This is a genomic window from Tsukamurella paurometabola (genome assembly GCF_900631615.1).
In the GTDB taxonomy this organism is placed as follows: Bacteria; Actinomycetota; Actinomycetes; order Mycobacteriales; family Mycobacteriaceae; genus Tsukamurella; species Tsukamurella paurometabola_A.
The window spans coordinates 2,511,012-2,537,494 of sequence record NZ_LR131273.1 but is presented as its reverse complement, the minus strand read 5'-3'; the positions used below and the strand labels follow the sequence as shown (position 1 = coordinate 2,537,494).

29 protein-coding genes are annotated in these 26,483 nt (G+C 73.0%); 10 read left to right on the top strand and 19 right to left on the bottom strand.

What is annotated here, in order from left to right; translation table 11 throughout:
* The first annotated feature begins 85 nt into the window (after window positions 1-85).
* Window positions 86-532, top strand: coding sequence for a hypothetical protein (locus tag ELY19_RS12710; RefSeq protein WP_126196522.1), 447 nt, complete (start codon window positions 86-88; stop codon window positions 530-532).
* Here the strand turns inward: ELY19_RS12710 and ELY19_RS12705 are convergent.
* Together ELY19_RS12705 and ELY19_RS12695 are read right to left on the bottom strand one after the other, a co-directional pair.
* Window positions 493-2,298 (bottom strand): DUF2339 domain-containing protein, encoded by a 1,806-nt coding sequence (locus ELY19_RS12705; protein WP_164711591.1) that lies wholly within the window; start codon window positions 2,296-2,298, stop codon window positions 493-495. The two genes, ELY19_RS12710 and ELY19_RS12705, sit on opposite strands and share 40 nt — an antisense overlap.
* Window positions 2,299-2,345: 47 nt before the next feature.
* Window positions 2,346-3,908: an MFS transporter gene (locus ELY19_RS12695; protein ID WP_126196519.1), complete on the bottom strand. Its 1,563-nt coding sequence runs from the start codon at window positions 3,906-3,908 to the stop codon at window positions 2,346-2,348.
* A gap of 61 nt (window positions 3,909-3,969) precedes the next feature.
* On the opposite strand from ELY19_RS12695, the gene ELY19_RS12690 reads away from it, so the two are divergent.
* Complete coding sequence (locus tag ELY19_RS12690; protein WP_126196518.1) at window positions 3,970-4,437, top strand: MarR family winged helix-turn-helix transcriptional regulator; 468 nt, start codon at window positions 3,970-3,972, stop codon at window positions 4,435-4,437.
* Window positions 4,438-4,464: 27 nt separating this feature from the next.
* On the opposite strand, the gene ELY19_RS12685 is transcribed toward ELY19_RS12690, so the two are convergent.
* Window positions 4,465-5,160, bottom strand: coding sequence for an alpha/beta hydrolase (locus ELY19_RS12685; protein WP_126196517.1), 696 nt, complete (start codon window positions 5,158-5,160; stop codon window positions 4,465-4,467).
* Window positions 5,161-5,232: 72 nt separating this feature from the next.
* Between ELY19_RS12685 and ELY19_RS12680 the strand changes: the two genes are divergently transcribed.
* Complete coding sequence (locus tag ELY19_RS12680; RefSeq protein WP_126196516.1) at window positions 5,233-6,093, top strand: AraC family transcriptional regulator; 861 nt, start codon at window positions 5,233-5,235, stop codon at window positions 6,091-6,093.
* Window positions 6,094-6,125: 32 nt separating this feature from the next.
* Here ELY19_RS12680 and ELY19_RS12675 read toward each other — a convergent pair whose 3' ends face one another.
* The gene (locus ELY19_RS12675) at window positions 6,126-7,643 is read right to left on the bottom strand and encodes an MFS transporter (protein ID WP_126196515.1); all 1,518 of its coding nucleotides are present in this window, start codon (window positions 7,641-7,643) and stop codon (window positions 6,126-6,128) included.
* A 104-nt stretch (window positions 7,644-7,747) separates the two neighbouring features.
* On the opposite strand from ELY19_RS12675, the gene ELY19_RS12670 reads away from it, so the two are divergent.
* Window positions 7,748-8,176, top strand: a complete 429-nt coding sequence (locus tag ELY19_RS12670) for a MarR family winged helix-turn-helix transcriptional regulator (protein ID WP_126196514.1) — start codon at window positions 7,748-7,750, stop codon at window positions 8,174-8,176.
* 12 nt (window positions 8,177-8,188) lie between these two features.
* On the opposite strand, the gene tsaD is transcribed toward ELY19_RS12670, so the two are convergent.
* Genes tsaD through ELY19_RS12650 form a run of 4 tightly spaced genes read right to left on the bottom strand, consistent with a single transcriptional unit; the run spans window position 8,189 to window position 10,934 of the window.
* Window positions 8,189-9,223 (bottom strand): tRNA (adenosine(37)-N6)-threonylcarbamoyltransferase complex transferase subunit TsaD, encoded by a 1,035-nt coding sequence (gene tsaD, locus ELY19_RS12665; protein WP_126196513.1) that lies wholly within the window; start codon window positions 9,221-9,223, stop codon window positions 8,189-8,191.
* Complete coding sequence (gene rimI / locus ELY19_RS12660) at window positions 9,220-9,690, bottom strand: ribosomal protein S18-alanine N-acetyltransferase (RefSeq protein ID WP_227966792.1); 471 nt, start codon at window positions 9,688-9,690, stop codon at window positions 9,220-9,222. Before rimI ends, tsaD begins: the two co-directional genes overlap by 4 nt.
* Window positions 9,683-10,258, bottom strand: a complete 576-nt coding sequence (gene tsaB, locus ELY19_RS12655) for a tRNA (adenosine(37)-N6)-threonylcarbamoyltransferase complex dimerization subunit type 1 TsaB (protein WP_126196512.1) — start codon at window positions 10,256-10,258, stop codon at window positions 9,683-9,685. Before tsaB ends, rimI begins: the two co-directional genes overlap by 8 nt.
* Window positions 10,259-10,307: 49 nt before the next feature.
* Window positions 10,308-10,934, bottom strand: coding sequence for a TetR/AcrR family transcriptional regulator (locus tag ELY19_RS12650; RefSeq protein ID WP_126196511.1), 627 nt, complete (start codon window positions 10,932-10,934; stop codon window positions 10,308-10,310).
* Window positions 10,935-11,013: 79 nt separating this feature from the next.
* Between ELY19_RS12650 and ELY19_RS12645 the strand changes: the two genes are divergently transcribed.
* The 3 genes from ELY19_RS12645 (at window position 11,014) to ELY19_RS12635 (ending at window position 13,025) form a co-directional block, all read left to right on the top strand.
* Entirely contained in the window at window positions 11,014-11,370 is a 357-nt protein-coding gene (locus ELY19_RS12645) for a DUF2834 domain-containing protein (protein ID WP_126196510.1), read from the top strand.
* Window positions 11,367-12,230, top strand: a complete 864-nt coding sequence (locus tag ELY19_RS12640; RefSeq protein ID WP_126196509.1) for an alpha/beta fold hydrolase — start codon at window positions 11,367-11,369, stop codon at window positions 12,228-12,230. The genes ELY19_RS12645 and ELY19_RS12640 overlap by 4 nt, the downstream gene beginning before the upstream one ends.
* Before the next feature lie 162 nt (window positions 12,231-12,392).
* Complete coding sequence (locus tag ELY19_RS12635; RefSeq protein WP_126196508.1) at window positions 12,393-13,025, top strand: 4a-hydroxytetrahydrobiopterin dehydratase; 633 nt, start codon at window positions 12,393-12,395, stop codon at window positions 13,023-13,025.
* 10 nt (window positions 13,026-13,035) lie between these two features.
* On the opposite strand, the gene tsaE is transcribed toward ELY19_RS12635, so the two are convergent.
* The 4 genes from tsaE to ELY19_RS12615 are packed head-to-tail and all read right to left on the bottom strand — an operon-like array spanning window position 13,036 to window position 17,122.
* A complete protein-coding gene (gene tsaE, locus ELY19_RS12630) occupies window positions 13,036-13,503 on the bottom strand; it encodes a tRNA (adenosine(37)-N6)-threonylcarbamoyltransferase complex ATPase subunit type 1 TsaE (RefSeq protein WP_227966790.1) in 468 nt (155 codons plus the stop codon).
* Window positions 13,500-14,567, bottom strand: coding sequence for an alpha/beta fold hydrolase (locus ELY19_RS12625; protein ID WP_126196507.1), 1,068 nt, complete (start codon window positions 14,565-14,567; stop codon window positions 13,500-13,502). The genes tsaE and ELY19_RS12625 overlap by 4 nt, the downstream gene beginning before the upstream one ends.
* A complete protein-coding gene (gene alr, locus ELY19_RS12620) occupies window positions 14,564-15,703 on the bottom strand; it encodes an alanine racemase (RefSeq protein WP_126196506.1) in 1,140 nt (379 codons plus the stop codon). Before alr ends, ELY19_RS12625 begins: the two co-directional genes overlap by 4 nt.
* 12 nt (window positions 15,704-15,715) lie before the next feature.
* Window positions 15,716-17,122: an NAD(P)H-hydrate dehydratase gene (locus tag ELY19_RS12615; RefSeq protein WP_126196505.1), complete on the bottom strand. Its 1,407-nt coding sequence runs from the start codon at window positions 17,120-17,122 to the stop codon at window positions 15,716-15,718.
* 51 nt (window positions 17,123-17,173) lie between these two features.
* Between ELY19_RS12615 and ELY19_RS12610 the strand changes: the two genes are divergently transcribed.
* A complete protein-coding gene (locus ELY19_RS12610; RefSeq protein WP_322745650.1) occupies window positions 17,174-18,019 on the top strand; it encodes a dienelactone hydrolase family protein in 846 nt (281 codons plus the stop codon).
* 16 nt (window positions 18,020-18,035) lie between these two features.
* Here ELY19_RS12610 and ELY19_RS12605 read toward each other — a convergent pair whose 3' ends face one another.
* From ELY19_RS12605 to rplM, 7 genes are all read right to left on the bottom strand, one after another.
* Window positions 18,036-18,218 (bottom strand): hypothetical protein, encoded by a 183-nt coding sequence (locus ELY19_RS12605; protein ID WP_126196503.1) that lies wholly within the window; start codon window positions 18,216-18,218, stop codon window positions 18,036-18,038.
* A gap of 8 nt (window positions 18,219-18,226) precedes the next feature.
* A complete protein-coding gene (locus tag ELY19_RS12600; protein WP_126196502.1) occupies window positions 18,227-19,888 on the bottom strand; it encodes a hypothetical protein in 1,662 nt (553 codons plus the stop codon).
* Window positions 19,889-19,891: 3 nt separating this feature from the next.
* Complete coding sequence (locus ELY19_RS12595) at window positions 19,892-20,188, bottom strand: hypothetical protein (RefSeq protein WP_126196501.1); 297 nt, start codon at window positions 20,186-20,188, stop codon at window positions 19,892-19,894.
* Window positions 20,189-20,260: 72 nt separating this feature from the next.
* Window positions 20,261-20,950: an HAD family hydrolase gene (locus ELY19_RS12590; protein WP_126196500.1), complete on the bottom strand. Its 690-nt coding sequence runs from the start codon at window positions 20,948-20,950 to the stop codon at window positions 20,261-20,263.
* A 57-nt stretch (window positions 20,951-21,007) separates the two neighbouring features.
* Window positions 21,008-22,342, bottom strand: coding sequence for a phosphoglucosamine mutase (gene glmM, locus ELY19_RS12585; RefSeq protein WP_126196499.1), 1,335 nt, complete (start codon window positions 22,340-22,342; stop codon window positions 21,008-21,010).
* 96 nt (window positions 22,343-22,438) lie between these two features.
* Window positions 22,439-22,942: a 30S ribosomal protein S9 gene (gene rpsI, locus ELY19_RS12580; protein WP_126196498.1), complete on the bottom strand. Its 504-nt coding sequence runs from the start codon at window positions 22,940-22,942 to the stop codon at window positions 22,439-22,441.
* Window positions 22,939-23,385, bottom strand: a complete 447-nt coding sequence (gene rplM, locus ELY19_RS12575) for a 50S ribosomal protein L13 (RefSeq protein WP_126196497.1) — start codon at window positions 23,383-23,385, stop codon at window positions 22,939-22,941. Before rplM ends, rpsI begins: the two co-directional genes overlap by 4 nt.
* A gap of 279 nt (window positions 23,386-23,664) precedes the next feature.
* Between rplM and ELY19_RS12570 the strand changes: the two genes are divergently transcribed.
* The gene (locus ELY19_RS12570) at window positions 23,665-25,002 is read left to right on the top strand and encodes a hypothetical protein (RefSeq protein WP_126196496.1); all 1,338 of its coding nucleotides are present in this window, start codon (window positions 23,665-23,667) and stop codon (window positions 25,000-25,002) included.
* Window positions 25,003-25,057: 55 nt separating this feature from the next.
* Window positions 25,058-26,482, top strand: coding sequence for a hypothetical protein (locus tag ELY19_RS12565; RefSeq protein ID WP_126196495.1), 1,425 nt, complete (start codon window positions 25,058-25,060; stop codon window positions 26,480-26,482).
* Window position 26,483 lies beyond the last annotated feature (1 nt).

Sequence of the window (26,483 nt, the reverse complement as noted above, 5' to 3'; positions counted from 1 at the left end):
GTTCGACGCTAGCGCCGGCCGGTGCGTGGCCGCTTTACCTCCGAGGTAATCGACGGTCCCACTGCGCCGGCGCAGACTCGGCGGCATGACGATCACCGAATCCGTCTCCGACCGCCTGGCGCCCGCCTTCACCGCGATGGCGGCGGGCCGTATCGCCTGGGGCGCCGCCGCCGTTCTCGCCCCGCGGGCCAACCTGCGGATCGCGGGCGCCCCGTCGCTCGGCGCCCCGCACACCGACTACCTCATCGGGGTGTTCGGGGTCCGGGCCCTCGCGATCGGGCTCGGGTACGTCACCGGCGACGCCGCGACACGCGCCCGGTGGCGCCGCCTCGGGCTGCTCGTCGACGTGGTCGACACCGTCAACGGGGTGGCGCGGCTTTCGGCGACCGACGATGCCGAGTCGCGCCGCGCCGGGCGCCTCCTGGTGGCGATCACCGGCGCGTACGCGACCGTCGGGCTGGCGGACGCCGCCGCCGGGATCCTGCGATCGCGTCAGGCGGTGCGCCGCGGGTGGTCCGAGCGGGCCGCGTAGGCCGCACCCACCCCGAGCAGGGTGATGCCGACCAGCAGGAAGGCGATCACCCGCGCCGCGCCGTCGAGCGCGGCGAGGTCGAACAGGAAGAGCTTCGCGACCGCGCCGGCGATGAGGGCCAGGCCCGCGACGGTTCCGGTGGCGCCCCCGTCCCGGCGTCGCTGCAGCAGGAGGTACGCGCCGGTCGCGATCCACGCGACGGTGGCGGCGCCGTGGCCCCACCGCGCACCCTCCTCACCGCCGAACGCCCAGCCGAGGTTCGCCAACAGCGCCGTCGCCGCGCCGAGCGCCGCGACACCGCAGACCACGCCGACGAGGTTCCGCGTGTCCTCGGCCACCTGCGGCACCAGGCGCCACGCGGCCACCGCCGCGAAGGCCAGCGCGAGCGCGGCGGTCGCGATCACCGGCCCGGTTCCGGCGCCCCGACGGACCGCCTCGTCGGCCACGGTCACGGTCGCGCCGTACTGCTCGAGGGCGATCGCCAGGCCCGCGCCGCCGAGGGCCGCGCCGGCCCAGCAGGCCGACGGTTCGCGACCGCCCGCGACGAGCGCGCCGAGGCCGAGCGCGAGGACGGCCGCGGGCAGCGCCGCGGCGGGCGTGGCGACCACGGCGCCGATGAGCGCGGTGAACGCGGCGACCCCGAACCACACGCCCCGAACCGTGGGCGCCGTGCCGGGCATCAGCCCCAGCGCGACCGTCCCGGCCGCGAGCGCGAGGGCGGCGAACGCCGCGGCCCAATCGGGGGCGCCGATGATCGCGAGCAGGACCGGAGCCGAGGAGACGATGCCGGCCGCGACCAGCGCCCCCGAGCGGCCCGACCGGGCCTCCGGATCGGCGGCGGCGAGCAGGCCGACGACCGCGCCGAGAACCGTCGCTCCGAGGACCGGCAGGGCGTCGGACGGGCCGGCGGCGAGGGCGAGCACCGCGAGGGTCAGCGACGTGCCGGCCGAGCGGACCACGTGCAGCCACGGCCACGCGGCCGGGCGCGAGACCCCGATCGACGCGATCGCGAGGATGAGCGTGAAGCCGCCGAGCAGATAGGCGTTGTCGGCGAGCGGAGGCGCCAGCAGGTAGACGGGCGCGTACAGCGCGATGCCGAGCCACTGGCTGCGCCACCGCATCGCGAGCGCGAGGCCGCCGAGGGCGATCAGGCCCGACAGCGTGAGGCCGACCACCGGGGGAACCCACTCGTAGATGCCGGTGACGGCGACCGTGTCGAGGTAGGCGGCGGCGATGCCGGTCGCGGCGAGAGCCGCCGACCCGATCCCGCCGCCCGGACGGCGGTGCAGCCACAGCGCCGCACCGAGGAGACCGGCGGCGAGGACGGTTCCGAGACCGACGCGCACGGCGGGTCCGAGGAGTCCGGCCTGCGCGGCGAGCACGAGCAGCAGCGCGACACCGATCAGCGTGACGAGAACGCCCGCACCGGCGAGCATCCGCGCGACGGTGAACACCGGCGGCCGGGCGGGCCGCGCCGGCGCCGGGGCGTGGGCAGGGGCAGGGGCGGGGGCGGGGGCGGGGGCGGGGAACGGTACGGGCGGAGGCGGCGGCACCGGCCGCGCCTGCGGCTGCGGCGCGGGCCGCGCCGAAGACGCAGCGGGCGGGGTCGCCGGCCGCTGCGCCTGGGTGATCAGCACGGGCGCGGCGGCGGGCCGCCGCAGCGCACCGAGCTCGGCCTGCATCCACTGCAGGCGCTGGACGGTGATGGCGAGTTCGCTGGAGAGCCGGGCGAGCCGGGCGTCCGTCTGCGGGACGTTCTGAGGCATGCCCTTACGCTGCCGCGCCGGGATGCGGCGCGGCAGCGTAGGACTACTCAGTGGGTGCCGGTACTTCCCACCCCGGCCCGCGCCCCGGGCGCGGCCTCCGCGGCGGGTGCGGCGCCGTCGGACCGGCCCGGGCGGGCCAGGGCGAGGACCGTGACGGTGCCCGCCAGGCCGACGAGCGTGAGCCCGACGACCACGGCGATGGCGGTGGTCATGCCGGGCAGCAGCTGCCCCGGCAGGGCCTGCGTGCCCGCGCTGGTGGTGATCGCGGTGACGACGGCCATCATCACGGCGCCGCCGACCTGGATGAAGGTGTTGAGCAGGCCGGAGGCGAGGCCCTGCTCGTCGTCATCGACGCCCTCGGTGGCCTGCGAGTTCACGGCCGGGAAGGTGAGCGCGAAGCCCACGCCGAGCAGCAGGATCGTCGGGAACAGGAACAGCCAGTAGCTGGCGCCGGCCTCCGCGCGGAGGAACCAGACGTACGCGCCGAGGAAGGCGGTGAGCCCGATCGCGACGAGCACGGTGCTGTTCACGCGGTCGAGGACGGCGTCGATCTTGGTCGCCGAGGCCACCACGAGCAGGCCCGCCGGCAGGAAGGCCAGCGACATGGCGACGGGGCTCCAGCCCAGCGAGTCCTGCACGTACAGCGTGACCAGGAACTGGAAGGCCGCGTAGCCGCCGAACATGACGAAGCCGGCGAGGTTGGCGTGCACCAGCCGGACGGAGCGCAGGATGCCCAGCCGGACCAGCGGGTGCCGGTGCTTGGCCTCGATGACGACGAAGGCGACCGCGAGCAGCGCGGAGACGGCGAACAGGGTCAGCACCGTCGGCGAGGCCCAGCCCAGGTGCGGCGCCTGGACCACCGTGTAGACGAGGATCAACAGGGCGCCGGTCGAGGTGACGGCCCCGGCCACGTCGAAACGCTTGAGCGCGAACGTCTCCGACGGTGCGGTGCGGGGGATGACCTTCCAGCCCAGGACGACGAGCGCGAGGGCGATCGGGCCGGGGAAGAGCAGGGTCAGCCGGTAGGAGACCTCGGTGAGCAGGCCGCCGAAGACGAGCCCCATCGAGAAGCCGGAGGCGCCGGCGACCGTGTAGATGGAGAACGCCTTGTTCCGGGCGGGCCCCTCGGCGAAGGTCGTGGTGATGATGGACAGGCCCGCCGGGACGGTGAAGGCCGCGGCGACGCCTTTGACGAAGCGCAGCGCGATGAGCGCGGCGGGCAGGTCGACGACGGCGGTGGCGACGGAGGCGACGCCGAAGACGAGGACGGCGCCGAGGAAGACGGGGCGCCGGCCGATCAGGTCCGCCGCGCGGCCGCCGAGGAGCAGCAGGCCGCCGTAGCCGAGGACGTACCCGGAGACGATCCATTGCAGGGCCGAGGGTTCCATGCCGAGCGCGGCCTTGATGGAGGGCAGTGCCACGCCCACCATCGAGATGTCGAGGGCGTCCAGGAACAGGGCGCCGCAGAGGACGAGCAGGAGCAGCCAGGTGCGGGAGGTCCAGCCGGAGGCGGTGGTGACGTGGAGCTCTTCCCTCCCGGGGGTCGGGGTCGACGGTGCTGTCGGGGGTTCGTGTGTCGTGGTCACTCCCGAGACTCTATGCGCATGCATTAAATGTGTCTACATTTAATGCGAAGGAATATTTTGCGGAGGTCCGGTGTAGACTGCGGGCATGAGCGTCAAAGGTGACGTCGTTCCGGCCGACGCACGAACCTGCACCCCCGCGGATGACGCGCTGGCGGAGCAGTGGCACCGCCTCATGCGCGACTACTCCCGGATGACCTGCGCGCTCGACCGCGCGCTCGCCGCCCACGAGCTCACCTCGTCCGAGTTCGAGGTGCTCGAGCAGCTCGAGCGTGCCCGGTCGGGCGCGCTCGACGGCGGCGAGAAGGTCCGCATGGCCGACCTGGCCGAGCACGTACATCTCTCGCAGTCGGCCCTCTCGCGCCTCGTGGCGCGCCTGGAGAAGGACGGCCTCGCCACCCGCGCCATGTGCGAGAGCGACCGCCGCTCGGTGTTCACCTCGATCACCGACAGCGGGCGGGAGCGCTACGCAGCGGCCCGGCCGACCCAGCGCGCGGTGCTGCGCGCCGAGTCGGCCGAGTGCGAGATGCGGGAGTACCTCTGCGGCGACGAGTGACCACGCCACGCAGGACCGGCCCGCCGGTCAGCCCGCGAGGCCGGCGACCGCGCGGTCGATCAGGTCCGCGATCTCCCGCGGGTGCGAGGCCAGCGAGGCGTGACTCGCGTCGAGTTCGACCACCTCGCGGGCGCCGATGCGCTCCGCCATCCGGCGCTCGTTGTCCGGGTGGATCATGCGGTCCTGGGTGGACACCTGGTACCAGCTGGGCTTGTGCCGCCACGCCGGATCCGTCACGGTGTCGCCGAAGGTCGAGCCGAGCGGCGCCTTCTGGGTGACGGCCATGACGAGTGCGGCGTCCTCGTCGAGGTCCTGCGCGAAGCTCTCGCGGAAGCGGTCCTGCGCGATCCACAGGTAGCCGTCGGAATCGGGGGCGATCGCGTCGACGGCGGCGGGCGGGTGCTGCTCCGTGATCGCGCCGGGGCTCTCCCCCGCGTCGGGAGCGAAGGCCGCGATGTAGACCAGCCCCGCGACGTTCGGCTGGTTGCCGGCCTCGGTGATGACGGCGCCGCCGTAGGAGTGGCCGACGAGCAGCACGGGGCCGTCGACCTGGGCGATCATCTTCCGGGTGCGCTCCGCATCGTCGGCGAGGGAGGTGAGGGGGTTCTCGACGGCGCGCAGCTCGGGGTAGCCGCGGCGCCGCAGCTCGATGATGAGCTCGCCCCAGTGGGCGGCCCCGCCCCAGAATCCGTGAACCAGGACGATCGTGGGCTTCTCCGTCATCGGTCGTGACCTTTCGTCTGCAGTGGACTATCGTTACCCTGTCCACGCTAGAAGGATGCGGAGTCAAATCCCATGCCTGATTCACCCTCATTCTTTGCCGATCGTCCAGGGGATTCGCCGGATGCACTGAGCGCTCTCCTGCGCGCCGTGCACCTGCGCGGGAACCGTGTGCGGCGCGGATCCCCGGCCGGACCGGTCGCGCTCCGCGTCACCGGCCGCCGGGTCGTGCACCTCGCGGTCTCCCCCGGCATGACGGTGCGGGTGGACGACACGACGGTGCCGCTGGGCGCGTCCGACATGGCACTGCTCCCCCGCGGCGACGAGCACGTGCTGACGGGACCCGCGGGCTCCGAATGGGTCACCGGGGAGTACACCGCCGACCACACCGTCGCCGATCCCGTGCTCGCGGTCCTACCGCCGGTGATCCACTGCTCCGGTGCGGCGCCGGACGCGCAATGGCTGCGTGCGAGCCTGGAACTCCTCCTCGCGGAGACGGATTCGCCGAGCCCGGGCAGCCATGTGATGGCGGCGCGGATCCTGGATCTGCTCTTCATCCACGCGCTGCGCCAGTGGGCGGCCGAGGCCGATTCCGGACCGGGGTGGCTCACCGCCGCGATGGACCCGCGCCTGGGCCCCGTCCTGACCGCCGTGCACGCGCATCCCGAACACCCCTGGAGCATCGACGAACTCGCACGCGTGGCGAACCTGTCCCGGTCGGCGCTGGCCGCGCGGTTCACCCGCTCGCTGGGTGTTCCACCCGCGGCCTACATCGCCGCGCAGCGCCTCGATCGCGCCGCGAACCTGTTGCGCGAGATCGATTCCCCGGTGGCAGAGGTGGGCCGCGCCGTCGGGTACGCGTCGGAGGCGGGGTTCAGTCGCGCGTTCCACCGCCGCTTCGGCGCCCCGCCCCTGCGGTGGCGCGCGCAGCAGTAGGACGCGCCGTCACGCCCCGGCGGGCGCGCGCTCTACTCCGCCTCGGCCGGAACCGCGGCCGGTGCGGCCTCCTCCGCCTGCGCGGCCTGCGGCTTGGGGATCAGCAGCGCGATGACGCCGGCGAGGATCGCGGCGACGGCGGCGACCACGAAGATCGTCTCGAAGGCGCCCTGCGTCGGGATGACGTGCCCCGCCATGGTGACCGATTTCGCGGAGATGATCGCGGCGGCGACGGCCGAGCAGATCGTCGTGCCCAGCGAGCGCATCAGCGCGTTCAGGCCGATGGCGGCCCCGGTCTCGTTCTGCGGCACCGACGACATGATGATCGTCGGCATCGCGGCGTAGGCGATCGCGACGCCGACGGTGCCGACGATCGACGCGAGCGAGAGCTTCCAGGCGGCGTCCATCAGGAAGTAGGCGAGCACGTAGCCGCCGGCCACGACGAAGGCGCCGATCGCGAGGGTGACGGCGGGGCCGACCTTCTTGATGAGGATGCTGGAGACCGGCGCGAAGATCATCATCATGATGCCGCCGGGCATCATCCACAGCCCCGCCTCGAGCATGCTCTTGCCCAGGCCGAAGCCGGTCGCGGTGGGGTACTCCATGATCTGCGGGACGCACAGCATCATCGCCATCATGCCGAAGCCGATGGTCACGGTCGCGATGTTGGTGATGAGCACCCGGGGCCGCGCGGAGGTGCGCAGGTCGACGAGCGGATCGTCGTGCCGCAGCTCGTAGGCGCCCCACGCGAACAGCACGATCAGGCCGCCGATGAGCAGGCCGAGGGTGGTGCCGGAGGTCCAGCCCCAGTCGTTGCCCTTGGAGACGGCGACGAGCGTGGCGACCAGTCCGACGGCGAGCCCGATCGAACCGACGACGTCGATGCGGCCGCCGACGCCGGGGGCACCGTCGGGCAGGACGAACAGCACGGCGGCGAGGATGAGCGCGGCGAGCACCGTCGAGACCCAGAACAGCATGTGCCAGTCGTAGGTCTGGGCGATCCAGGCCGAGAGCGGCAGGCCGATGGCGCCGCCGACGCCGAGGGTCGCGCTCATGGCGGCGACGGCGGTCGCGGTCATCGCCGGCGGCGTGACCTCGCGCATCATCGAGATGCCGACGGGGATGAAGGCCATGGCCAGGCCCTGCAGCACACGGCCGAGCAGCATCAGCAGGAGCCCGGTCGAGAGGGCCGCGGCGAGCGACCCGGCGACGAGCAGCGCGGCACTGAGGACGAGGACGCGCCGCTTGCCGATCATGTCGGCGAGGCGGCCGCCGATGGGCATGGCGACCGCAGCGGCGAGCAGCGTCGCGGTGATGACCCAGGAGGCGTTCGCCGTCGAGGTGTTCAGCAGTTGCGGCAACTCGGGCTGGATCGGGATCACGAGCGACTGCATCAGAGCCGCGACCATGCCGCCGAAGCACAGGATGATCACGGTCACGAGTGGGTGGTTCCGGCGGGAGCCGCTCGGCGCGAGCGCTCCCTGCTCGGTAACGGTGCTGGTCACGAGGACCACCTCTCTACGCAGGGCACGATTGGATGTGTGTAACATACATATCGTTGAACTGTGCAACCATATGCCTCGGGCGGGCACCGTGCAACACGGACATTCCGCCGGCCTGACAGAATCGGCGGATCGATCGTCGAGGAGGAAGCATGGACGACGCGGCGCGCCGCCTCGAGCGGGAGATCAACGCCCTCGGGCGGCACATGCGGGCGCGCCCGCGGTCGATGGAGTTGCACCTCGACCGGTCCGCGTACGTCCTGCTCCTGCTCCTCGACTACGCGGGCCCGAGCACGCTCAAGGAGATCGCGACCGAGCTCGAACTCGAGCAGTCCACCGTGAACCGTCAGGTCAACAAGGCCATCGAGCACGGCCTGCTCGAAACCGACGGTGCGGTGTCCGGCCCGAAGCGCATCTGCGCGACCGACGCGGGCCGCGCCGCCTTCCACCGCGATCGCGACGTGAAGCTGCGGGGCATCGGCTCGATCCTGGCCGACCTCGACGAGGCCGACCGGGAGGCGCTCATCTCCGGCCTCACGGCGCTCAACGCGGCGCTGGGGGCCCGCGCCGCGGAGTCCTGACTGCCGGGCGCCCTACAGCTTCGTCAGCCTGACCGAGAGTCCCGGGTCGGTCGCGGCACCGAGGTCGGTGGGCGTCGGATCCGCGTCGATCACGTGGGCACCGAGTGCGGCGATCATCACGCCGTTGTCGGTGCACAGCCGCGGCTTCGGCACGCGCAGTTCGATACCCGCCGCGTCGCAGCGCTCCTGCGCGAGCGAGCGGATGCGGGAGTTCGCGGTGGCACCGCCGCCGAGCACCATCGTCTCGACGCCGACGTCCTGCGCGGCGCGGATCGCCTTGAAGGTCAACACGTCCGCGACCGCCTCCTGGAAGGACGCGGCGATGTCCGGAACGTTCAGGGGACGTCCCGCGGCGTTCTCCGCCTCGACGTGGCGGGCGACCGCGGTCTTGAGCCCGCTGAACGAGAAGTCGTGCCGCGCGTCCTGCTGCCGCGTCATGGCGCGCGGGAAGCGGATGGCGTTCGGGTCGCCCTCGCGCGCCAACCGGTCGATCACGGGTCCGCCGGGGTAGCCGAGGCCGAGGAGGCGCGCGACCTTGTCGAAGGCCTCGCCCGCGGCGTCGTCGACCGTGGTGCCGAGCTCGGTGATGGGGGCGCCGAGGTCGGTCACGTGCAGCAGGTGCGTGTGCCCTCCGGAGACCAGCAGGGCGATGCACGGCGGCATCGGGCCGTGCTCGAGCGTGTCGACGGCGACGTGACCGCCGAGGTGGTTGAGGCCGTAGAAGGGGACGTCCCACGCGGCCGCGTAGGCCTTCGCCGCGGCGACGCCCACGAGGAGGGCTCCCGCGAGGCCGGGCCCGATGGTGACGGCGAGGGCGTCCGGCCGGTCGACGCCGGCGGCGGCGAGCGCGCGGTGCATCGTCGGGACGATGGCCTCGAGGTGCGCCCGCGAGGCGACCTCGGGCACCACGCCGCCGTACCGGGCGTGCTCGTCCTGCGAGGAGGCGACCTCGTCGGCGAGCAGCCTCGCCGTCCTCGACTCCGGATCCCACTCGACGATGCCCACGCCCGTCTCGTCGCACGAGCTCTCGACACCCATCACGATCATCGCTGTCCCTGCGCTTCCCGCTTCATCGTGTACGCGTCGGCCCCGGACGGCCGGTAGTAGTTCTTCCGCACCCCGACGGTGGCGAAGCCGTTGCGCTCGTACAGGGTCCGGGCGGTGTCGTTGTCCGTGCGCACCTCGAGGAAGACGGCGCCGCCGTGACGGTCGGCCTCGTCGAGGAGGGTGCGCAGGAGCGCGTACCCCACTCCCCTGCCCTGGTACTCGGGGTCGACCCCGATGGTGAGGACCTCGGACTCGGGGAAGAAGGTGTTGCCCAGCAGGCCGATCCCGGCATAGCCGACGAGCCTGCCGCCCGCGGTCTCATCGCGCGCGGCGAAGAAGCGGGTGTGCCGCTCGGGCGTGAACGCCGATGCGGGCCACGGGCTGTCGCCGGCGAACAGGACGGTCTCCAGTTCCGCGCAGCGCTCGGCCTCGTCGGGACGCAGCGGTCCGATCGGGATATCAGGCACGCGCGGCCATTTCGACGGCGTCGGGGCGGCGCAGGTAGAGCGGTACGAGCGGCTGCGGCTCGGTGCCGAGCAGATGCTCGCCCACCGCGACGAGACTCGCCGGCGTGGGCGAGCCCTCGACGACGCGGGCGCCGTCGGCGTCGAGCTCGGCGGGTTTGAGGACGCCCGGGCCCGCGGTCCGGACACCGTCGGCGTACCGGGCCCAGTAGACCTCCTTGCGCCGGGCGTCGGTCACGACCACCACATCGCCGGGCTCGCCGTGCGCGATGGCGTCGAGGCTGCACACGCCGTGCACCTCGATGCCGAGGGCGTCGCCGAACGCGGCTCCGGTGGCCATGCCGACCCGCAGGCCGGTGAACGGACCGGGACCGCAGCCGACGATGACGGCGCCCAGGTCGGTGCGTTCGAGCCCGGCGTCGGCGAGGCATTCGAGCAGGTACGGAACGAGCACCTCGGCGTGGCCGCGGGCGTGGGTGCGGTCGCGGCGGGCGAGCACGGCCCCGGTCTCGGAGTCGACGATGCCCACCGTGAGCGCCGGCGTGGCGGTGTCCAGGGCGAGCACGTACATATGTCCAGGTTACCGCCTCGCGGCCGGTCGCCCGAATCCGCGAGGGCGGTCAATCCGTGCGCATGAGCGCGCGGATGAATCGGGCGATCACGGCCCGGACCTCGGCCGACGCCGCGTCCCGGTCGTCGGCGCGCGTCACGTAGAGGGCGGATTCGTCGAGCATGCCGAGGATCACGTGCGCGAGCGGACGGACGGGCTGCGGCGCCATCCAGCCCTGTTCGACCGCCCGCGTGACGAGCCCCTCGATGACGGCGAGCCCGTACTTCTCCCCGCGGGCGCGCCAGCCCTCCCAGCCGAGCACTGCGGGCGCGTCGATCATGGTGATCCGCGTGATGCCCGGGGCCGCGATCGCCTCCAAGAAGGTGTCGACCGCGAGCAGCATGCTGTCGACCGGATCGAGGTCGCCGGCCGCGAGCACGGCACGGGCCGCACTGCTGACGGTCTCCTCCTCGACCGCGTCGAAGACGGCCTCGAACAGGCCGCGCTTGTCGCCGAACTGGTGGTAGAGCGCGCCGCGCGTGACGCCCGCGGCCTCGACGATCGCCTGGGTACCGACACCGGCGTAGCCGCGCTCCGCGAACAGCGTCCGGGCCGCGGCGATCAGCGCGGCGCGGGTCGCGGCGGTGCGCTCCGCCTGGGTCCGGCGGCCGCCCCGATCCTCACCATTGACTTCCATACAGGTTGCACGTAACTTTCATACCGAGTGTTCGTAACTACGCTCAGACCTTAGCCCCCGACTCCGAACAGGGTGTGTCATGCGGCGGTTCTACCTGGTCATGATGGTGATCGGCACCGTGGTGCCGTGGGCCTGCTTCGGCGGCTTCTTCGCCGCCGAGGGCCTCGATCTCCCCCTGTTCGCGACGAGCCTGTTCGCCAACGGTGCGGCAGCGGGGTTCACGGCCGACGTGCTGCTGTCGATCGTCGTCTTCCTCGCCTGGTCGGCGAGCGACGCGCGACGGATCGGGGTCCGGCGATGGTGGCTCGTGATCCCCGCGACGTGCCTCGTCGGGCTGTCGCTCTCGCTCCCCCTGTACCTCTACCTGCGTGCGGGCCGCGCCGCCCCGGAGCCCGCCGGCGGCGCCCCGTCCGTACCGCAAGGAGCCCCCGCATGAGCCTCGCCTCCCTCCCCACCGGCACCGTCGATTTCCACGTCTACGGCCCTGAGACCTCCGAACACCCGGCCGTGCTGTTCGTCCACGGCGCGGTCGTCGACCTCCAACTGTGGGACCGCGTCGCCGGCACGCTCGGTGCCGCCGGGCACCGCTGCTGGTCGGTCACGTGGCCGCTGGGCTCGCATCGCATCGCCTGCCCGGACGCCGTCGCCGACGGTCCGCGCGGCGTCGCCCGGATGATCGCCGACTTCATCGACGATCAGGGCCTGGCGGGCTGCACGCTCGTCGGCAACGACACGGGCGGCGCCATCTGCCAGTACCTGCTGCGCGACCGACCCGAACTGATCGGCCGGGTCGTCCTCACCAATTGCGACGCCTTCGAGACCTTTCCGCCGCAGCCGTTCGCGATGCTCTTCGCGCTGCTGCGGCACCGCGCGCTGATTCGCCCGCTGATGGCGACGATGCGGTCAACGGCGCTGCGGCACTCACCGATCGGCTTCGGACTGCTCGTCGGCGACCCCGACCCGGAGGTCACCGCGTCCTGGGCGCGGCCCACACAGGTCGCCGCGAAGATCCGCGCCGACCTCGCGGCGCTGCTCGCCGGGATCGACCCGTCGGACCTGGCCCGGGTGTCGCCCGCGATGCGCGACTTCCCCGGCCCCGTGACGCTGGTCTGGGGCATGGCCGATCGATGCTTCACGCCCGCGCTGGGGCGCCGGCTCGCGGCCGCGTTCGGGGACGACCGGCCGGGCGGCACGCGGTTCATCGAGGTCGACGGTGCCCGCACCTTCGTCTCACTCGACGAACCGCGAGCCGTCGTGCGGGCGATCACCGAGATCGCCGCGGTCCCAGCCCGATAGCTCCCGCCGGCGCATCGCCGCCCCTCCGGTCAGAAGGGTGGAGATTCCGCACCACCGACCGGATCCGTTCATATCTTCATCGCACTCCTGCTCTATGGCATCGCACGAGCCGAACATGGCGGAACCGTCGAACTCGTCGGTGCCGGGGAGCACCATGGAGTCATGAGCGAGAACACCGATCCCCTCCCCGACTGGGCGCCGCTCGTCCGCGGCCTGCACACCCGATTCCGCACCCGCGACTTCACCGCCGGCCTCGAGCTGGTCACCGCGTTCGCCGCCGAGGCGGAGGCCGCGAATCACCACCCGGACCTCACACTGCGGTACGGCACCGTCGACGTGCTGCTCTACAGCCACGACGCCGGCGGCGTCACCGACCGCGACCGGAGGCTCGCGGCCCGGTTCTCCGAGATCGCCCGCGAGCGCGAGATCACCGCGAACCCCGGGGAATCCTCGGTGGTCGAGCTGGGCCTCGACACCGCCGACGCCGCGGAGATCGCGCCGTTCTGGTCGGCTGTGCTCGGTGCCGAGGTGCAATCCGGAATCGAGGGCGTGGAGGTCCGCACCCACGGCGCGGACGCGATCCTGTGGTTCCAGCACACCGACCCGCACGAGACGCCACGACAACGGTTCCACCTCGACGTCTGGGTCGATCCGCGGGAGGCACGCGGCCGCATCGACGCCGCCCTCGCGGCGGGCGGCCGCCTGGTGTCGGACGCGCACGCGCCCAGCTTCTGGGTGCTCGCGGACGCCCAGGGCAATCACGCGTGCATCTGCACGGTCGCCGGGAGGGACTGAACGGACCGGGTCAGGCCCCGTCGACCCACTCCCAGGTGACGGTGCGGACGTCCGTGCCCTCGGCGCGCCGCAGGCGCACCATCAGGTGCCGGTCGGCGAGGCGTTCGGCCACGCCCTCGCCCCACTCCACGACGACGACGCAGTCCTCGAGATCGGTGTCGAGGTCGAGGGCGTCCAGCTCGTCGAGTCCGCCGAGACGGTAGGCGTCCACATGGACGAGGCCCGGGCCGCCGGGCTCGCCGGGCCGGTGTTCGCGGGCGATGATGAACGTCGGCGACGAGACGCGCCCCGTGACGCCGAGGCCGGCGGCGATTCCGCGGGTCAGCGCGGTCTTGCCGGCCCCGAGCGGGCCGTCCAGGATGACGAGATCGCCGGCGGCGAGACCGGCGGCGAGTTCCCGGCCGAGGGCCTCGGTGTCCTCCACCTCGGGCAGGACCCGCTCGCCGCGGGCATCGTCGCCGCGCACCCCGCCGCTCACCGGGTCACCCGCGCCACGAGGTCGGCGATGGCCCGCGCCACCCGCGGCGCGGACTCGAGGATCAGCATGTGCCCGGTGTCGGCGAGCACGATGAGCTCGGAGTCGAGCTCCTCCGCGAGCGCCGCGGACTTGCCCAAGGGCGTCATCCAGTCGTGGTCGCCGCACACCACCGACGTCGCGATCCGGCGGAGCACCGGCAGCGCGGCCCGCTCGTCGTAGTCCTCCAGCGCGGGCATGAACCCCGCGTAGGTGCCGAGAGGCGCGGACAGGCTCATCGTCGACGAGAAGTCCGTCATCGTGGCGCTCCGGTCACCGGGCGCGTACGCGCCCGCCGTCACGAACGGCGTCGCGATCGGCTTGATCACCTCGCGACCGCGGCCCACCACCGAGGGCAGGAAGCGGATCGCGGTGCGCACCACGTCGAGCACCGGGTTGCGCAGCGCCGCGGCCAGTCCCGCATCGGTGAGCGCGTGCGAGGCGGTGCCGAGCAGCGCGGCGCCCACCACCCGCGTGCCGACCAGCTCGGGGTGCCCGGTGGCGAAACCACAGATCGCCATGCCGCCCATCGAGTGCCCGGCGAGCACGACCGGCCCCTCGGGGACCAGGGCGCGCAGGAGGGTGGCGATGTCGTCGCCGAGCAGCGCGACGGTGCTCTGTTCCGGCGTGCAGCCACCGGAATCGCCGTGGCCGCGGCAGTCCGGGAAGACCATCCGCACGTCGTCGCCCCATCGGGCCCGCAGCTCGTTCCGCACGAGCACCCACGACGCCGTGCGCAGCGTGAAGCCGTGCACGAAGAGCACCGTCACCGGGGCGGACCGGGGGCCGACCTCACGGACGTGCAGCGGCACCCCGTCGGTGCTCATGACGATCGACTCCCGGTCGGCCCGGAACACCAGATCGTCGGGCGAGACGGGATCCTCGCCCGCGCCGCGCACGCCGAGAGCCCTTGCGGCGGCGGCGATCCCCGTCAGCGCGGCGACCGCGACCCCCGTGCCGAGCCCGGCAAGCAGCGCCGGCCCTGGCGGGCGCGCGGGGATGTGGATACGGCCGCGGTCGTCGTTCACTGCTCCCCCGTGTACGTCCGGACGGCGCGCCCGCGGACGCCGGTGAGGATCTCGTAGTCGATGGTGCCGACCTTCTCGGCCCAGTCGGCGGCGACATCGGCACCGGGAGCGTCGCCGAACAGCACGGCGGTGTCGCCCTCGGACACCCCGCCACCGTCGGGCCCGAGGTCGATCACGCTCTGGTCCATGCAGACCCGGCCCACCTGCGGGAACCGCCGCCCGCCGATCGCCACCTCGATGCGGCCGCTCAGGGGGCGCCACACGCCGTCGGCGTAGCCCGCGGGTATCAGCCCGACGACGGTGTCGCGCGGCGCGATCCAGGTGTGGCCGTAGCTCACCCCGTCGCCCTTACGGAGCCGCTTGACCAGGATGACGGGCGCGGCGAAGGTCAGTGCGGGCCGCAACCCGAAGTCCCTGCCGGGCACCGGCACTCCGCCGTAGAGCGCGATCCCCGGACGCACGAGGTCGAAATGCAGGTCCGGGCGCGTGAGCGTCGCGGCCGAGTTCGCGGCGTGCACCTGCGTGGGCGTCAATCCGTGCGCGCGAGCATCGGCGACGGTGGCGGCCAGGGCGTCGCGCTGCACGTCGAGGAAGGGGTGTTCCGGCTCATCGCCGTGCGCGAGGTGCGTGAAGAGACCCTGCAGTTCGACGGTGCCGTCCCGCTCCGCCGCGATCAGGCCCTCGCGCAGGGCCGGCCACTCGTCCGGCGCGACGCCGTTGCGGTTCAAGCCGGTGTCGACCTTCGCGTGGACGATCGCGGGCCGGCCGACGGTCCTCGCCGCGGCCACGACGGCGGCCAGTTGCCGCGGCGAGCTGACACCGATCCGCACGTCGGCGTCGATGGCCCGCTCGAAGCCGCTCGTGCTGAGCCAGCTGAGCAGTGGCGCGGTGACGCCGCCCTCGCGGAGCGCAACCGCCTCGTCGACCGTGGTCACCCCGATCTCGGTGGCGCCGCCGGCGAGGACCGCCCGCGCGACCTGCAGGGCGCCGTGACCGTAGGCGTCGGCTTTGAGCACGGCCATCACGGCGGCGCCGGGGGCGTGGTCCGCCACGATCCGCGTGTTGTGCGCGATCGTGCCGAGGTCGATCTGCGCGGTCAGCCGCTCCAGCCCGGTCGCGGGAATCGATGTCTTCATGGCGCTGCCAGCCTAGTCGCGCAGCACGGCGCGCAGGACGCCCGGCACCGCCGCGCTGATCGCGGCGGCGTGCGTCGGCGCACCGTCTGCGGCGCGGGCCGCGGCGAGGCCGTGCACCCGCGCGGCGCAGGCGGCGGCGTCGAGCGGCGTGAGCCCCGAGGCGAGGAGCTTGCCGACGAGGCCGGTCAGCACGTCGCCCGACCCGGGCGTGGCGGCCCACGACGACCCCGCGGTGTCGGCCACGGCGGTGCCGTCGGGCGCGGCGATCACCGTGACGTGCCCCTTGAGCAGCACCGTCGCGTCGAGCTCGCGGGCCGCCTCCCGCGCGGCCGCGACCCGGTCGTTGCCGATGGGACCCACGAGCCGCGCGAACTCCCCGGCGTGCGGGGTGAGCACCGTCGGGGCGGTACGTCCCGCCAGCAACCCCGGGTGCTCGGCCAGCAGGGTCAGGGCGTCCGCGTCGAGCACCGTCGGGAGGTCCTGGTCGAGGACCCGGGCCAGCCGGTCCGCGGCGGCGCCGTCGACGCCCATGCCGGGGCCGGCGGCCCAGGCCTGGACGCGCCCGGCGTCGGCGACATCGTCACTCGCGACCGCCTCGGGCCACGCCGCGAGGACGGCGGCGCGGGCGGTGCCGGCGTACCGGACCATCCCCGACGTGGCGCGGATCGCCGCTCCCGTCGCCAGCACGGCGGCGCCCGGGTAGGCCTCGCCGCCCGCGACGACGCCGAGCACGCCGAGGCTGTACTTGTCGTCGGCGGGGCCGGGGACCGGCCAGCGCGCGGCCAGGTCGGCGTCGTCGTAGGCGCGCAGCTCGCCCGTCCCGAGCGCGAGCCCGATGTCGACGAGCTCGACGCGGCCGCAGTGCGCGGGAGCGAGGGCGTGCACGGGCTTGAGCGCCCCGAACGCGACGGTGACCGCGGCGGCGACGGCCGGTCCGTGGACGACGCCCGTGCGCACGTCCACGCCGGAGGGCGTGTCGGCGGCGACGATCGGCGCGGCGAGCCCGGCGACGACGGCCGCGGCCTCGGGGCGGAGCGCGCCGCGGGCGCTGATCCCGACGATGCCGTCCACCACCAGGTCCGGGCGGTCCGGGGCGGCGACGATCCGGCCCCCGGCGCGCCGCAGCGCCCGCAGGCCCGCGGCGTGGGCGCGGTCGGGCGCGAGCAGCACCGCCTCGACAGCGACGCCGCGGCGGCGCAGGAGGGCGCCGGCGTGGAGTGCGTCCCCGCCGTTATCGCCGGAGCCGACGAGCAGCGTCACGCGGCGGCCCGACGTGCCGCCCGTGCGCACCGACAGCTCGGCCGCGCAGACCCGCGCCAGTCCGTACGCGGCGCGGCGCATGAGGGCACCGTCGGGCAGGGCGGCGAGGAGGGGCGCCTCGGCCGCACGCACGGAGTCGGGGTGGTGAAAGTGCCGCACACGGCCACGCTACGGCAGCCGGCCGGAGGGCGATCGACTAACGTGAGCCCCGTGACTGACGCGGGCAAGCTGGTGAAGAAGCTGCAGAAGCGCGGGCCGCACCGCGTTCTCAAGGGCGACCTGGGCGTCGCGGGCCTGCCCGGCGTGATCTACACGCCCGAGAGCGGCTCCAACCTGCCCGCGGTGGCCTTCGCGCACGACTGGCTGACCCCGCCGAAGCGGTACACCAAGACCCTGCAGCACCTCGCGTCGTGGGGCTTCGTCGTGGCCGCGCCCGACACCGAGGGGGGCATGCTGGCCTCCGACGGCCGGCTCGCGATCGACCTGGGCACCGCGCTCGACGTGATCACCGAGGTCCGCCTCGGCGACGGCGCGATCACCGTGAACAAGGCCAAGCGCTCCGTGGTCGGTCACGGCTGGGGCACCGGCGCCTCGCTCATCGCCGCGGCCGCGGACTCCCGCATCGAGTGGCTCGCCGCGCTGTTCCCGGCGCCGACCTCACCGCAGGCGGAGAAGGCCGCGACCGGCACGCACGCCAACGCGCTGATCCTGGGCGCACCGGGCGACGAGCACTCGATGACCTCGAACGCGGGCGTCCTCTCCCTCCGCTACGCCGGACCGACGGAGCTGCGGATCGTCCCCGGCGCCGAGCCCGGTGGCCTGGCGGAGGGCATCTCGCTGCGCGGGGCGCTCGGCGCGGGCGGCTCCGACAAGTCGACGCAGCGGACGGTCCGCGCGCTGCTCACCGGCTACCTGCTCGGCGGGCTCGCCGACGACAAGGAGTACAAGGTCTTCGCCGAGGTCGGCGCCGACCTGGGCGACAGCTCGTACGTGTGGGACCCGAACGCCGAGCCGGAGCAGCCCAGCGCGCTGCAGCGGCTGCGCAGCCTGGTCTGACGCCCGGCCCCGGCGCTCAGCCCGCGCTGAGCCAGGACTCCGGCTGCTCGGTGCGCGCGATCACCGGGATCGGCTGCGTGATCGCCGCCGGTTCCGGGGCGACACCCGCGACGCGCAGCAGCTCGTCGAACAGATCCTGGCGCTCGGCGATGCGGATCGCGCGGGCGTGATCCTCGGGACAGGGGTCGGTACTGCTCATCGTGTCTCCTAGCTGCCACTGACCGCGAACTCCGCTCCAGTGCCCTGGTCCGCCGCCTCCGCAGGCGGGCAGGGCTCCTCCGCGGGTGCGGAGTTCGGCGCGGGCGCGGGGTTCTGCGCGCCGTCGTTCGCGGGCCGGGCCGGAGTGACGGGCACGACCGGGCTCGGGGTGGCCGACGGGGTCGCGCCCCCGGCTCCGCCGCCCGTCCCGGAGGGGGATGCCGCCGCGGGCGTCGCGCCCGCGCCGGTCTGCGCCGACTCGGGCTTCGCGCCGGAGCCGTCCGCGCCCGCCCCGTCGTTGCCGGTTCCGCCCTGCGCCGCGTCCTTGCCGGCACCGTCCTTACCGGCGGCGTCCTTGCCAGCCCCGTCCTTGGCGTCGACCGCGGTGAGCTTGCCGTCCTCGCCGACCTTGAGGGTGGCCTTCTCGGCGACCGTGCCGTCCGGCTTCTTGGCGGTGACCTCCACGGTCTTGCCGTCCGGGCTGAGCGTCGCGGTGACGGTGCGCCCGAGGGCGTCGACGCCGAGCACCTTCTCGCCCTTCGCGGCCTTGTCCCCCGCCTTGTCCGCGTCCTTGTCGCCGGCCTTGTCCGTGTTCTTGCCGTCGCCGGTCTTGTCCTTGTCGCTCAGGCCGAGCTGCTCCGCGATCTTCGGGAGCAGCTGCGAGAGCCAGGACGGCGTGCCGCTGCCCGTGCCCGTCCCGGTGCCCGTGCTGGGCGTCGCGCTCGACGGGGTGGTGCTCGCGCCCGTCGTGGTGGGCGTCGTCGTGCCGGTCGTCGTGCCCGTCGTCATGGGGCTGGTGGACGTCGGGCTCGTGCTGGGGCTGGTGGAGGTCGGGGACGTGCTGGACGGGCTCGTCGACGTCGGCGAGGCGCTGGACGGCGAGGACGTGCTCGGCGACCCGCTGCCGCCCCCTCCTCCGCCGCCGCTGGTGACGGGGGACGTGGTGGTCGGGCTCGTCGTGGTCTGCGTGGTGGTCGCGGTGATCGCGCCGAACGTCGGCGCCGGGAACGCCGACGAGTCGATTCCCTTCGCCGCCTCGGGCACGGTCGCGTACGCGGCCTGGATCGCGGAGCTCGCGGTCGTGCAGGCGCCGCGGAACGTGACGAGATCCGCTCCCAACTGCTTCTCGAATCGGATTCTGACTTCGTTGAGCTCGTCCATCGTCACCGTACCCATGGTGAGCGCGCCGACGACCGTCATCTTGAGCCCGCTCCCCCAGCCGATGTTGAACTCCTTCGTCGTGAACTCGCTGAGCGCGGAGATCTTGGCCGCCACGGCCGCGACCACCGCGTCCGGTACGGCCTCCGCGGCGGTCGCGGCGCGTTCCAGCACGGTCGCTACCGGCTCGCTCCGCGTCTGATGCGCGTTCAGGGTGGTGACGGCGGCGCGGCCGGCGTTGTCCGGCCAGGCCGTCTGCACACTCGTGCGCGCGCCGGACTGGTCGGTGGCCGCCTGCCGCGCCGCGGTCGCCTGCTGACGGAGCATGACCGCGTCGCCGCGGAGCGAAGCCAGGTCGATGCCGCGTTCGTTGTCGTAGTTGCGGCAGACGTAGTCACGCCAGTCGGGCCACTTCCGGAACGAGAGCCATTTCGCGATGTCCAGCATGTCCTTGAAGTACTGCAGACACGCCGCGCCGCCGTCGAGCATCTCGTCGACGGTCTTCTCCGCCACGGATCAGGCCCCGGTGACGGCGGCGGCGCCGCTATCGTCGGTGGTCTTGTGCGCCGACGCGGAGGTGGTCAGCCCGGTGCCGCACGCACGGGAACCCGCCTGCCAGGCGTCGATGCCCTTCGCGAGACTCTCCATCGTGGCGGCGTAGGCGGCGCCGTCCGCCTGGTACTTCCGGCCGAAGTCCCCGGCCTCCGCGGTGAATCCGCGGATCCGGCCGGCGACGGTGCCGAGGTTGTCGGCCACCGTCGAGTACGTGCCCCCGGCCGCGCTGACGGCGGCCGCGTCGATCTTCGTGCCCATGCGATCCCCCTCGCTGCGACGTCCCCTTACTCATTGGACGCACCAGTGGGCGGATCGGTTCCCCCGAATCCGTCAGATCGCGCCGGCGGCGCGCACCGCGTCGAGCAGCCCGGCCGGTCGCCGATCCACCGGAAGCGGCTCGACCTGCGCGAAGCCGCAGCCGAGGGCGCGGGCGGCACCGTCGGCCTCGGCGCTGTCGCCGACCATGAGCACCCGCTCCGGCGGCAGACCGAGTGCCTCCGCGGCGGCACGGAAGACCGCGAGGTCCGGCTTGGCGTGCCCCACCTCGAAGGAGAGGACGAACTCGTCGACGAGGCCGTCGATGCCCTCGCGCGCGAAGGCCGGCCGGATGTCGTAGCCGATGTTCGACAGCACGCCGACCCGCAGACCGGCGGCGCGGGCGGCGCGGAGTACGTCGGCGGTGTCGGGGTAGATCGTCCAGTTCAGCGGGTTCGAGAACTCGCCGTACAGCCGGTCCCGCTCGGCCTCGTCGGCGATGCCGGAGTGCTCCAGGATGTGCAGGTACGCGCCCCGGTGATCCGCGGACGAGAGGTCGCGGGCGTGCCAGGTGCGCAGCGCCTCGCCCTCCATCGGGACGGGCGGCCCGACGGGCACCGTCATCCGGTGCAGCAGCTCCCGCTGGGCGGCGTCGTCGAGGACACGCCCCGCGGCGTCGGTGAGGCCCGCGAACCACGCCGGGTCCGGCTCGAGCCGGAACAGCGTCCCGGAGAAGTCGAACAGCACACCCTCGTAACCGGTCATAGCCACACGCTACCGGTTATGAAAACGTTTCGACAAGAGGTCGGGGGAACCGGGTGCTCAGGAGATCAGGCCGGCGAGGCGCTCCGCGGTGCCGCGCGCGACCTCCTCGGTGGGCGCCTCGACCATGACGCGGACGAGCGGCTCCGTGCCCGACGGGCGCAGCAGGATCCGGCCGGCCTCGCCGAGCGCGGCCTCCTCCGCGGCCAGGGCCGCGACCAGGTCCGACGAGGCCATCGCGGCGGCCTTGTCGATCACGCGGACGTTGACCAGTACCTGCGGCAGCACCGTGAGCACGGACGCGAGCTCGGCCAGCGACGAGCCGGTCTGCGCCATCCGCTCCATGAGCTTGAGGCCGGTGAGCACGCCGTCGCCCGTCGTGCCGAGCGCCGGCAGCACGACGTGCCCCGACTGCTCGCCGCCCAGGGCGTAGCCGCCGGTGCGCAGTTCCTCGAGGACGTACCGGTCGCCGACGGCGGTGGTGCGCAGGGTGATGCCCGCGGCCTTCATCGCGAGGTGCAGGCCGAGATTGCTCATCACCGTCGCGACCAGCGTGTTGTCGGTGAGCTCGCCCGCCTCGTTCATCGCGATGGCGAGGATCGCCATGATGGCGTCGCCGTCGACGGTCCGCCCGTTCGCGTCGATCGCGAGGCAGCGGTCGGCGTCGCCGTCGTGCCCGAGCCCCAGATCGGCCTCGTGCGCGAGCACCGCCGCCCGCAGCCCCTCGAGGTGGGTCGAGCCGCAGTCGCGGTTGATGTTGAGGCCGTCCGGAGCGTCGTGGATGGCGATCACCTCGGCGCCCGCATCACGGTAGGCCTTGGCGGCCACCGTCGAGGCGGCACCGTTGGCGGCGTCCACGACGACCTTGATGCCCGTGAGCGGGACGTGCACGGCCGACTCCAGGTGCGAGACGTAGCGGTCGACCGCGTCGAAGGCGCGCGTGACGCGGCCGATCGCGGCGCCCGTCGGGCGGGGCGGGGCGGGATCGTCCAGGGCCGCCTCGATGGCGTCCTCCTGCGCGTCCTCCAGCTTGTGCCCGCCGCGGGCGAAGAACTTGATGCCGTTGTCCGGCATGGGGTTGTGCGAGGCGGAGATCATCACGCCGAGCGCCGCGTCGTACTCCGCGGTCAGGTGCGCGACGGCGGGCGTGGGCATGACGCCCACGAGCAGCACGTCGACGCCCGCGCTGGTCAGGCCCGCGGAGACCGCGGCGGAGAGCATCTCCGACGATGCCCTCGGGTCCCAGCCGACGACCGCGAACGGCCGCTGCGGGCCGTCCGGGTCGTGCGCACCGAGCACGGCCGCCGCGGCGGCGGACAGGCGCAGAGCCAGGTCGGCGGTCAGATCCTTGTTGGCCAGGCCGCGCACACCGTCGGTCCCGAACAGACGCCCCATGGGTTCAATACCTCACACGTAGAGAGACGGGTGGAAACGAGACCAGGGCAGGCGCCCGCACGGATGCGGGTGCCTGCCCTGGTGGAAAGCCTGCAATCAGCGCTTGCTGTACTGCGAAGCCTTGCGGGCCTTCTTCAGGCCGTACTTCTTGCGCTCGACGGCACGCGGGTCACGCGTGAGGAAGCCGGCGCGCTTGAGCGCGGGGCGATCCTCGGGCGAGACCTCGATCAGCGCGCGGGCGATGGCGAGGCGCAGCGCGCCGGCCTGGCCCGACGGGCCGCCGCCGGAGAGGTTGGCGGCGATGTCGAAGGACTCGAGACGCTCGACGGTGACCAGCGGGGACTTCACCAGCTGCTGGTGCAGCTTGTTGGGGAAGTAGTCCTCGATGGTGCGGCCGTTCAGCACGAAGTTGCCGGTGCCGGCGGTCAGGCGCACGCGGACCACGGCCTCCTTGCGGCGGCCGACGGTCTGGACGGGGCGCTCGACGACCACGGGGCCACGGGGGGCGCGGGTCTCGACGGCGGCCTCAGGGGTCTCCGAGGTGTACTCGTTGGGAACGACCTCGGCGTCGCCCTCGAAGTTCTCGATCGTGTCGCTCACTGCGCCACCTGCTTGATCTCGTAGGGAACCGGCTGCTGCGCGGTGTGGGGGTGGTTCGGGCCGGCGTAGACCTTCAGCTTGCCGCCGATGGCGCTGCCCAGCTTGTTCTTGGGGATCATGCCCAGAACGGCCTTCTGCACCACGCGCTCCGGGTTCTTGGAGCCGAGCACCTCACCGATCGAGCGCGAGCTCAGGCCGCCCGGGAAACCCGAGTGGCGGTAGTGCCGCTTGTCGGTGAGCTTGGCGCCCGAGAGGGCGACCTTCTCAGCGTTGATGATGATGACGTAGTCGCCGCTGTCCACGTTGGGGGCGTAGGTCGGCTTGTGCTTGCCGCGCAGCAGGTTGGCGGCTGCGACGGCGAGGCGGCCGAGCACCACGTCGGATGCGTCGATGACGTGCCACTGCCGGGTCACGTCACCCGCCTTCGGGGTGTAAGTAGGCACAGGAGATCCTCTGCTCGATGGTTCGGTGCCGGTCCCATGCGTGACGAGAGCGCTCCCGGCGACCAACGGAGACCCGGGACTCGACTCCGCACCGCCCCGAGAGGGCAGCGCGGCGCCACACACCAGCGGACCAGAGTACTCGGGCGCCCCGCCGCAGGTCAAAACGGGCCGGGTCCGATCGCCGCCGTCTCGCCCCGGGCCCGGCGGTGCCGCACCTCAGGGTCCGGTCGGGGGCTTTCCCGGATGTGGGCGGGCACCGTCGGGAAATAGCGTCGGGGCATGACGATCGCGACCGACCCCGTGGAGCATCCCGCGGACGACATCTCCCCCGCCCCCGCCCCGTGGACGCCCGCCCGGAAGGTGGCGTTCCGGCTCCTGTTCACGGTGGGCGGCGGGCTCGTCGTGCTGTCCGTCTTCGGCAGCCTGCTGTTCAACTTCGCCCTCGCGCCGGTCCAGACGTGGTTCGGCCGGCTCGGCGCCTTCCTCAGCGGCACCGGCTACGACGTGATCCGCAGCACCGCCTCGGGCGACAGCGCCGCGATCTGGCAGTACCACTTCGGCTGGGCGGCGACCGCCGTCGTGATCACGGCCGTGTGGACGCTGCTGGACCGGCGCAGCACGGACTACCGCGCGCTCGGCGGGCTGCTGTGGCAGGTGGGCCGGATCGCGCTGGCGAGCGGCATGCTCTTCTACGGCCTCGGTAAGGCCGTCCCCTCGCAGTTCGTGTTCATGCAGCTGCCCACGTACGCGCTGCAGCCGGCCGGCGACATCAGCCGGATGAACATGCTGTGGGGCTTCATGGGCGCCTCGGACGGCTACTCGATCGTGACCGGGCTCGTCGAAGTGGTCTCCGGCCTCCTGCTGCTGTCCCGGCGCACGTGGATCCTCGGCGCCCTGGGGTCCATCGTGTCGATGGTCCAGGTGGTCCTCATGGACACCTTCTACAACGTGCCCGTGAAGTTCCTCGCCGTCGAGTTCCTGGTGATCGCGATCGCGATGCTCGCGCCGCAGTGGCTGAACCTGATCCGCGTGACCCTGGGACGGGCGGCGGGGCCGATGCCGGGCCTGTGGCGCGCGGCCGGCGCGGACCGGACCTGGCTCCGCCGGACCGGCGTCACGGTGGCGGCGCTGATCGTCGCCGTCATGCTGGTGCTCGGCACGGCGATGGGCGTCTCGTCCCAGCTCGCCCTCAAGCAGCCGCGCACAGCGATCGACGGGGTCTGGACCGCGACGTCGGTCCGCGTCGACGGCCGCGAGGCGGCGGTGGCCGACCGCCCGTGGATCAATGTCGCCATCACCTACCGCGGCCGGGGATTCTGGGAGAAGGTCGGCGACGGCTGGACGAACTTCGTCTCCCAGGATCCGACGGGTGCCGTCACGCCGTGGTTCCTCGAGGTCGGCGACGGCTCCCTGACGATCAAGGCGCGGAAGAACGGCCCCGAGTCGGTGCTGTCGTACGCGCAGCCCGACCCCGATCGCCTGACGCTCTCCGGCACCGTCGACGGCCGTCCCTTCGCCGCGACGTACGAGCGCCGCGCGATGGCGCGCGCGTCGGAGGACATCCGCATCACCCACCCCGCCCCGGACATCGACGCCCCGGTGCTCGACTTCCCGTGACCCCCCATGACATCTGACACTGGATATGGTCGTGAGCGATACATACGATTCGGGCATGAGCGCACCGGAACCCGCACTCGGCCCGCAGCAGCCCTCCATCCCCGTACCGCAGCCCACACCCCGGCCCGCGACACCGCCCGTGCCCCAGCCCGCCGGCCCGCCGCCGGCGGCCGGAACACCGTGGACCTCCGCGCAGAAGCTGGCCTTCCGCCTGCTGTTCGTGATCGGCGGCGGGTTCCTCGTCCTCTCGCTGTACGGGAACCTCGGCCTGCTGTTCGTGTGGTACTCCAGCGGGATCTACTGGGTGCTGGCGCAAGTGGGCAGCTACCTCACGCGCGGCGAGGGTGTGGAGGTGTTCCTCTCCAACAACGGCGATCCCCTGTGGGTGTGGTGCTGGCACCTCGGGTGGATCGTGGTGAGCATCGTGATCGTCGCGATCTGGAGCGCGCTCGACCGGTCGCGCCGCGATTACCGTTCCCTCCTGGGGCTGCTGGGCGTGTTCGCGCGGGTGAGCCTGGCGCTCACCATGATCAAGTACGGGCTGATCAAGGTGCTGCCCACCCAGATGGGCTTCATGGAGCTGCCGGCGTACCGGCTCCAGCTCACGGGCGACACCAGCCTGTTCGGCACGTTGTGGGGCTTCATGGGGGCGTCCACGTGGTACTCGGTGGCGACGGGGCTGGTGGAGCTCGTCGCGGGGCTGCTGCTGCTGTGGAAGCGGACCGCTCTCCTCGGCGCGCTGCTGGCGGTCGTCGCGACCGTGCAGATCTTCCTGCTCAACTTCTTCTACGACGTGCCGGTCAAGATCCTGGCGACCGAGCAGCTCGTGATCGCGGTCGGGCTGACGGTGCGGTACTGGCCGAACCTGCTCCGGGCCGGCACCAATCGCCCGGCGGGGCCGCCCGTCCCGGACCTGCCGGTCGCGGGGGCCGGGAAGTCCGGCCTGCGGATCACCGGCGTCGTGGTGAAGTACCTGGCGGCGGCGCTGCTGATCATGTCCGGCATCGCGAACGGCATCCTCGGGATGTACATCATCAAGACGCCGCGCTCGCCGCTCGACGGCGAGTGGCGAGCGACGTCGTTCCGCATCGACGGTGCGCCGGCGACGCTGACGCAGCGCGGGCCGGCGCCGTGGCCGAACGTGGCGATCACCCTGCGCGGCAACGCCACCAACGAGGCGTTGAAGGCGATCAGCACCAGTTACGACAGTGTGGTGACCCAGGATCCGTCCGGGTACACCACCGCGTGGCGGTTGGAGCTCGACGGCGACGTGCTGCTGCTGCGCAAGAAGGAGGGCGATGCTCCCCTGCGCGTGACGGCGCGCCTCGACGGCGACCGGCTGCACCTGAACGGCACCGTGGACGGCAAGACCGTCGAGGGCGTCTACGAGCGCCGCTTCATGGAACGGGACCGTTCGCACTTCCGGTTCGTCCAGCCCGACGGTGCCGCCGGCGCCGCCCCCGACCAAGGAGGTTCCTGAC

What these genes read in the sequence shown, in the direction of transcription:
- ELY19_RS12710 (WP_126196522.1), top strand. Translation starts at nt 86, where the DNA reads ATGACGATCACCGAATCCGTCTCCGACCGCCTGGCGCCCGCCTTCACC.
- ELY19_RS12705 (WP_164711591.1), bottom strand. Translation starts at nt 2,298, where the DNA reads ATGCCTCAGAACGTCCCGCAGACGGACGCCCGGCTCGCCCGGCTCTCC.
- ELY19_RS12695 (WP_126196519.1), bottom strand. Translation starts at nt 3,908, where the DNA reads ATGCATGCGCATAGAGTCTCGGGAGTGACCACGACACACGAACCCCCG.
- ELY19_RS12690 (WP_126196518.1), top strand. Translation starts at nt 3,970, where the DNA reads ATGAGCGTCAAAGGTGACGTCGTTCCGGCCGACGCACGAACCTGCACC.
- ELY19_RS12685 (WP_126196517.1), bottom strand. Translation starts at nt 5,160, where the DNA reads ATGACGGAGAAGCCCACGATCGTCCTGGTTCACGGATTCTGGGGCGGG.
- ELY19_RS12680 (WP_126196516.1), top strand. Translation starts at nt 5,233, where the DNA reads ATGCCTGATTCACCCTCATTCTTTGCCGATCGTCCAGGGGATTCGCCG.
- ELY19_RS12675 (WP_126196515.1), bottom strand. Translation starts at nt 7,643, where the DNA reads ATGTTACACACATCCAATCGTGCCCTGCGTAGAGAGGTGGTCCTCGTG.
- ELY19_RS12670 (WP_126196514.1), top strand. Translation starts at nt 7,748, where the DNA reads ATGGACGACGCGGCGCGCCGCCTCGAGCGGGAGATCAACGCCCTCGGG.
- tsaD (WP_126196513.1), bottom strand. Translation starts at nt 9,223, where the DNA reads ATGATCGTGATGGGTGTCGAGAGCTCGTGCGACGAGACGGGCGTGGGC.
- tsaB (WP_126196512.1), bottom strand. Translation starts at nt 10,258, where the DNA reads ATGTACGTGCTCGCCCTGGACACCGCCACGCCGGCGCTCACGGTGGGC.
- ELY19_RS12650 (WP_126196511.1), bottom strand. Translation starts at nt 10,934, where the DNA reads ATGGAAGTCAATGGTGAGGATCGGGGCGGCCGCCGGACCCAGGCGGAG.
- ELY19_RS12645 (WP_126196510.1), top strand. Translation starts at nt 11,014, where the DNA reads ATGCGGCGGTTCTACCTGGTCATGATGGTGATCGGCACCGTGGTGCCG.
- ELY19_RS12640 (WP_126196509.1), top strand. Translation starts at nt 11,367, where the DNA reads ATGAGCCTCGCCTCCCTCCCCACCGGCACCGTCGATTTCCACGTCTAC.
- ELY19_RS12635 (WP_126196508.1), top strand. Translation starts at nt 12,393, where the DNA reads ATGAGCGAGAACACCGATCCCCTCCCCGACTGGGCGCCGCTCGTCCGC.
- alr (WP_126196506.1), bottom strand. Translation starts at nt 15,703, where the DNA reads ATGAAGACATCGATTCCCGCGACCGGGCTGGAGCGGCTGACCGCGCAG.
- ELY19_RS12605 (WP_126196503.1), bottom strand. Translation starts at nt 18,218, where the DNA reads ATGAGCAGTACCGACCCCTGTCCCGAGGATCACGCCCGCGCGATCCGC.
- ELY19_RS12595 (WP_126196501.1), bottom strand. Translation starts at nt 20,188, where the DNA reads ATGGGCACGAAGATCGACGCGGCCGCCGTCAGCGCGGCCGGGGGCACG.
- ELY19_RS12590 (WP_126196500.1), bottom strand. Translation starts at nt 20,950, where the DNA reads ATGACCGGTTACGAGGGTGTGCTGTTCGACTTCTCCGGGACGCTGTTC.
- glmM (WP_126196499.1), bottom strand. Translation starts at nt 22,342, where the DNA reads ATGGGGCGTCTGTTCGGGACCGACGGTGTGCGCGGCCTGGCCAACAAG.
- ELY19_RS12570 (WP_126196496.1), top strand. Translation starts at nt 23,665, where the DNA reads ATGACGATCGCGACCGACCCCGTGGAGCATCCCGCGGACGACATCTCC.
- ELY19_RS12565 (WP_126196495.1), top strand. Translation starts at nt 25,058, where the DNA reads ATGAGCGCACCGGAACCCGCACTCGGCCCGCAGCAGCCCTCCATCCCC.